At 71.7% G+C, this 6,520-nt stretch carries 3 protein-coding genes; 1 reads left to right on the forward strand and 2 read right to left on the reverse strand.

Annotation, left to right across the window (positions count from 1 at the left end; translation table 11 throughout):
* Positions 1-60 precede the first annotated feature (60 nt).
* On the reverse strand, positions 61-1,413 hold the full coding sequence (locus ACWGB8_RS03120; RefSeq protein ID WP_452209755.1) for an MFS transporter: 1,353 nt from the start codon (positions 1,411-1,413) through the stop codon (positions 61-63).
* 445 nt (positions 1,414-1,858) lie between these two features.
* Complete coding sequence (locus tag ACWGB8_RS03125) at positions 1,859-3,349, reverse strand: potassium/proton antiporter (protein WP_452209681.1); 1,491 nt, start codon at positions 3,347-3,349, stop codon at positions 1,859-1,861.
* 257 nt (positions 3,350-3,606) lie between these two features.
* On the opposite strand from ACWGB8_RS03125, the gene ACWGB8_RS03130 reads away from it, so the two are divergent.
* Positions 3,607-6,348, forward strand: coding sequence for a penicillin acylase family protein (locus ACWGB8_RS03130; protein WP_452209682.1), 2,742 nt, complete (start codon positions 3,607-3,609; stop codon positions 6,346-6,348).
* Positions 6,349-6,520: the final 172 nt, after the last annotated feature.

Genomic DNA, 6,520 nt, shown 5'->3' on the forward strand with positions numbered 1-6,520 from the left:
TGTGAGATGGGACGGGGGATCGGCCCTGCGGCGGCCGGAGGGCCGCCGCAGCACCGTCCGTCACCCCCGCCCGGCGGCCACCAACCGCCCCGCACCGGCCCGCTCCGGACCGCCCGCAGCAGGACCACTCGCACCCGGGCCGTCCGTGCCGAGGGCCGCGGCCGGAACCGTCCCCGCGGCGGGGACGGCGGCGCCGGTCGACGCCCAGGCCCCGGCGGCGGTCGCGGCCGGTTCGGTGCGCGGCGCCACGAGGAGGTGGCGCAGCAGGACCAGGGCGATCAGCCCGAGCCCGGAGCCGGCGACCGGCACCAGGAACCCGGCCCACGTCCCGAAGCCGTCGATCAGCTGCCCGGCCACGGTGGAACCGGCCGCCAGGCCGAGCCCGATGGCGCCGGTCAGCCAGGTGAAGGCCTCGGTCTTGGCGCCGTCCGCGACGAGCGTCTCGACCAGGGTGTACCCGGTGATCAGGGTGGGCGCGATGGCGAGGCCGCAGACCAGTCCGGCGACGGCCAGCGTGGTCAGGTTGGGCATCGCCCAGAGGGTCGAGCAGCCGATCACCAGCAGCGCGTAGCTGCCGAGCATCCGGGAGCGGGCGGTGCGGCGCCAGGCGATCATGCCGTACAGCACGCCGGCCAGCATGGAACCGCCGGCGAAGATGCCGTACACGATGCCGTTCGCACCGGGCTGCCCGGCGGCCTTGGAGAACGCGGTGACGGAGACCTGCATGGCGCCGAAGACGGTGCCGACGCCGAGGAACGAGCCGGCCAGCAGCCGGACGCCGGGGGAGGCGAGGGCGGAGGCGCGGCGGGTGCCGGCGCTGTGCGGGTGCCGGGCGGGGGCGGTGCGCCGCTGGGCGGCGAAGGCGAGCCCGCCGACGACGGTGAGCGCGGCCTCGGCGATCAGTCCGGCGGAGGGGTTGACCGTGGTGGCGATGGCGGTGGCGAGCACCGGGCCGATGACGAAGGTGAACTCGTCGGTCACGGACTCGAAGGCGAACGCGGTGTTCAGCATCGGAGAGGAGGAGCCGGACGGCGAGGACAGCTTGGCCACCCAGCGGGCCCGGACCATGGCGCCGATCTGCGGCACGCTGGCGCCGGCCGGGGCCGCAGCCAGGAACAGGCTCCACACCGGCGCGTGGCCGAGGGCCAGGGCGATCAGCGCGCCGACCGACAGCGCGTGCACGACGACGCTGGGTACCAGGACGGCGGCCTGCCCGTAGCGGTCGGCGAGCCGGCCGGTCTGCGGGCCGATGAACGCCTGGGCGACGGCGGAGACCGCCGCGACGGCGCCGGCCGTGCCGTATGAGCCGTGGGTGTCCAGGACCAGCAGGACGATGCCCAGGCTGAGCATCGCGTAGGGCAGCCGGGCCGCGAAGGCGGGCGCCAGGAACGTCCAGGCTCCGGGTGTGCTCAGCAGCGCCCCGTACCCGACGCGCGCGGGCGTGCCGGGCTGTTCGGGGGCATCGCTCGCGCCGGTGGCACGGGCCGCAGCCGCAGTGCCCCGGAGCGCAGCGCCCTTGACCGCGGTGCTCTCGACCGCGGCGTTGTCGACCGTTCGGCGGGCCGTCACGGTCGGTCCTTCCTGCTGCCTGGTAGCGCAGTGGGGCAAGGGGTGGCCCCGACGGCGCCGAGAGTCGTCCTCTCGCGCGTCGACCGGGGTAGATACCGGGCCTGGCCGGCGAGGGTTGCCGTGGGCCGGGCCGCAGCCGCCGAGCGGTCGCGCCAACTCTGCTTCAGGCAGATGTTGGGGGTGTCTCAACCATCATACTTATACGCGCGTAGATGTCGCGCTTCCCCCAACAATACAGGTAGATGCCAAACCTGTCCTCTTTATTCAAGGCGAACGGCAGGTGAAGCCCTCAGATCTGTCGTCCGTGCAGCCAGTCGGCGAGCTTGCCGCCCTTGTCGACCGCGCGCAGCCTGCGCTCGGCCGCCTCGCTGACCTCGTCGGTGGTGACCACCAGCAGCTCGTCGCCGCCGCGCAGCACGGTGGCCCGGTCGGGGACGAAGCTGCTGCCCTCGCGCACCACCAGGGTCACCGCCGCGCCGGTCGGCAGCCGCAGCTCGCCGATCTCGACGCCGGACATCCGCGAGTTCGGCGAGAGCGCCACCGACAGCAGGTGGCCGTGCAGCTTCTCCAGCGGGGCCGACTCGATGCCGAGGTCCTGGCCCATCGACCCCTCGGAGATCCGCAGCCACTTGGCGACGAAGGGCAGGGTCGGGCCCTGGAGCAGGGTGAAGACGACGACCAGCAGGAAGACGATGTTGAAGAGCTCCTGGGCCCTCGGCGCGCCCGCCACCATCGGGATGGTGGCCAGCACGATGGGCACCGCCCCGCGCAGTCCGGCCCAGCTCAGCAGGGCCTGCTCGCGCGGCGCCAGCCGGAACGGGGCGAGGGTGAGCACCACCGACAGCGGCCGGGCCAGGAACACCAGCACCGTGCCGATCACCAGTGCGGGCACCACCGCCGAGCCCATCGTCTCCGGCGTGCAGAGCAGGCCGAGCAGGACGAACATGCCGATCTGCCCGATCCAGGCGAGGCCGTCCGCGAAGCCGCGCACGGCCGGGCCGTGCGGCAGCTTGGAGTTCCCGAGGATGACCGCGCTGATGTACACGGCGAGGAAGCCGGAGCCGTGCAGCAGCGCGCCGCCCGCGTACGCGAGCACGGTGAGCGCCAGGACGGCGATGGGGTAGAGGCCGGAGGACGGCAGGGCGACGTGCTTCACGCCGTACGCGCCGATCCTGCCGACCGCGAAGCCGACGGCGGCGCCGATCGCCAGCTCGGCGACGATCGTGCCGATCAGGACGTACCAGGCGTCGAACTCGCCGGTGGTGGCGAAGGCGACGACCAGGATGACCACGGGGGCGTCGTTGAAGCCGGACTCGGCCTCCAGCAGGCCGGTCAGCCGGTGCGGCAGCGGCACCATCCGCAGGACGGAGAAGACCGCGGCGGCGTCGGTGGAGGAGACGATCGCGCCGAGCAGCAGGGAGGCGCGCCAGTCCAGGCCGACCAGGTAGTGGGCCCCGGCGGCGGTGACGAAGACGCTGATGCCGACGCCGACGGTGGCGAGGACGGTCGCGGCCGGCATCACCGGTCTCACGTCGCGCCAGTTGGCCTTGAGGCCGCCCTCCGCCAGGATCACCACCAGGGCGGCGTAGCCGAGCACCTGGGTGAGCTCGGCGTTGTTGAAGGTGATGCCGAGGCCGTTCTGGCCGAGGGCGACACCGATGCCCAGGTAGATCAGGAGGCTGGGCAGCCCCGATCGCGTGGAGATGCGCACGGCGACCACCGCGACCAGCAGGATCACGGAGAACTCTAGGAGCAGCTCGTTCAGGTCGGCGACGTTCACGCAGGGGCACCTCGGCGGGCTGTGGGCGGTCTGGGTCGGAAACCGACTGGTTTCCTAACGGATCGTTACTCAGTCTAATATTTTGCCATATCTTTAGCTTCACCTGTCCCACGGTCCGCATGCTGAGCTCGCGGATTCCACCGTGGACGTCCCCCGTGCACGCCCGCCAGCCGAGTCCGCCTAATGTGGTGCCCTGTCACGGCCGAGTGCCCTTGACACGCCCGCCCGCCCCCCAGTCGAGGACCGCAAGGACCCAGATGCCCCGCTCGAAGAAGTTCCGGCGCGCCCGTCTGATCGTGATCGTGCTGGTCGTGCTGCTGGTGGCCGGTGCCGGCTACGGCGGATACCGGGGGGTGGCCGCGGTGCGGGCATCCTTCCCCGAAGTCTCCGGCAGTATCAAGGTGGCGGGCCTCGGCGCGCCGGTGGACGTCAAGCGGGACGCCAACGGCATCCCGCAGCTCTACGCCGATTCCGACGAGGACCTCTTCCGCGCCCAGGGCTACGTCCAGGCGCAGGACCGCTTCTGGGAGATGGACGTCCGCCGGCACATCACCGCCGGCCGGCTCTCCGAGATGTTCGGCGACGGCCAGGTCGAGACCGACTCCTTCCTGCGCACCATGGACTGGCGCGGGGTGGCCGAGCGCGAGTACGCGGAGAAGCTCGCGCCGGAGACGAAGAAGTACCTGCAGGCGTACGCGGACGGCGTCAACGCCTGGCTCAAGGAGCACCCCGGCGGCGAGAGCGCCTCGCTGGAGTACGTGCTGCTGGGCGTCGTCAACAGCGGGTACAAGCCCGAGCCCTGGACCCCGGTCGACTCGGTGGCCTGGCTGAAGGCGATGGCCTGGAACCTCTCCGGGAACCTCCAGGAGGAGATCGACCGCTCGCTGCTCGCCCAGGACTTCTCCCCGGAGAAGATCGCCGAGCTGTACCCGGACTACCCCTTCGCCCGCAACGGCACCATCGTCAAGACCGGCTCGGTCTCCAACGACACCTACAAGCCCGCCGAGGGCGCCACCGCCCCGACGGCCGCTGCAGCCGCCCCGGGCACGCCCGGCACCACCCAGGGCGCCGCGGCCACCAAGGCGCTGCTCAAGGACGTCACCGACCGCATCGACGCGATGCCGCAGCTGCTCGGCCGCCAGGGCCAGGGCATCGGCTCCAACTCGTGGGTCGTCTCCGGCAGCCACACCACCACCGGCAAGCCGCTGCTGGCCAACGACCCGCACCTCGGCCCCGGCCTGCCCTCGGTCTGGTACCAGATGGGCCTGCACTGCCGGAACACCGGCCCGAACTGCCAGTTCGACGTCTCGGGCTTCACCTTCGCCGGCATGCCGGGCGTGGTGATCGGCCACAACAAGAACGTCTCCTGGGGCTTCACCAACCTCGGCGCCGACGTCACCGACCTCTACCTGGAGAAGGTCACCGGCCCGGAGACCTACCAGGTCGACGGCAAGGACGTGAAGTTCAAGCTGCGCAAGGAGACCATCAAGGTCGCCGGCGGCGAGGACCGCACCATCACCGTCCGCACCACCGAGGACGGCGCCCCGCTCATCTCCGACCAGAGCACCGAGCAGCAGAACATCGGCAAGTACGCGCCGAACGGCACCGCCGCCCCGGACCGCTCCACCACCGGCTACGGCGTCGCGCTGAAGTGGACCGCGCTCGAACCGGGACAGACCATGGACGCGGTCTTCCAGCTGAACCGCGCCCACAACTGGACCGAGTTCCGCGCCGCGGCGAGCAAGTTCGCCGTCCCCGCGCAGAACCTGGTCTACGCCGACACCGCGGGCAACATCGGCTACCAGGCCCCCGGCACCATCCCGGTCCGCGGCGCCGGCCACGACGGCACCTACCCGGCCCCGGGCTGGGACTCCTCCTCGCGGTGGAAGAAGGACCCGATCCCCTTCAACGCGCTGCCCTACGCCCTCAACCCGCCGGCCGGCTACATCGTCACCGCCAACCAGGCCGTCGTCGACGAGTCGTACAAGTACCTGCTGACCAAGGACTGGGAGTACGGCACCCGCGCCAAGCAGATCACCGAGCAGATCGAGGCCAAGCTCAAGAACAACGGCAAGATCTCGCCGGACGACATGCAGTCCATGCAGCTCGACAACACCAACGTGCTCGCCAAGACGCTCGTCCCGCTGCTGCTCAAGGTGCAGATCGACGACCCGTACGTACGCGAGGCGCAGGACCTGCTCAAGGACTGGAACTACCACCAGGACGCCGACTCGGCCGCCGCCGCCTACTACAACGGCGTCTGGCGCCAGCTGCTCAGCCTCTCCTTCGGCCAGAAGTTCCCGGCCGACCTGCGGGCCGAGCAGAACTGCCTGCTGGTGCGCCAGCAGCGCGACCCCACCAAGCCGGACGCCGGCCCCGCGCCGATCGTCACCGAGTGCGGCACCCGTGAGCCCGGCAAGGCCCAGCCCGACGGCGGCGACCGCTGGACTGAGGTCGTGCGCCGACAGCTGGAGAAGCCCGACAGCGGCTGGTGGACGTACATCGACTCGCAGCACAAGGAGCAGAAGGGGATGGAGAACCTGCTCGCCGAGGCGATGAAGAACGCCCGCCAGGACCTCACCGCGCTGCTCAGCAAGGACATCTCCACCTGGAGCTGGGGCCGGCTGCACACGCTGACCCTGCGCGAGCAGACCCTCGGCACCGACAACTCGTCGATCGCCTCCGGGCTGGTCCACAAGCTGCTCAACCGCGGCCCCTACCGCCTCTCCGGCGGCTCGGCGGCGGTCGACGCGGCGGGCTGGAACGCGGCGGCCGGGTACGAGGTCGACTGGATCCCGTCGATGCGCATGGTCGTGGACCTCAAGGACTTCGACGCCTCGCGCTGGGTCAACGTCGGCGGGGCCTCCGGGCACGCGTTCCACCCCAACTACAACGACCAGACCGACACCTGGCTCAAGGGCGAGCTGCTGACCTGGTCGTACTCGGCGGACGCGGTGGAGAAGTCCGCCAAGAACAAGCTGGTGCTCACCACCGGCTGACGCCGCCCCGGCCCGCGCCGCACCACCGTGGCCCCGCCCCCCGGACCTCCGGGAGGCGGGGCCACGGCCGTGTCCGCCGGTCCCGGGGTGCCCCCCGCCGGGTCCGCCGGACCCAGGGGCCAGCGGCCGGGGGGGGCGGAACTTGGGGGGGGGGCCCCGGCAGGGCCCGCCC

Source organism: Kitasatospora sp. NPDC054939, assembly GCF_053610105.1.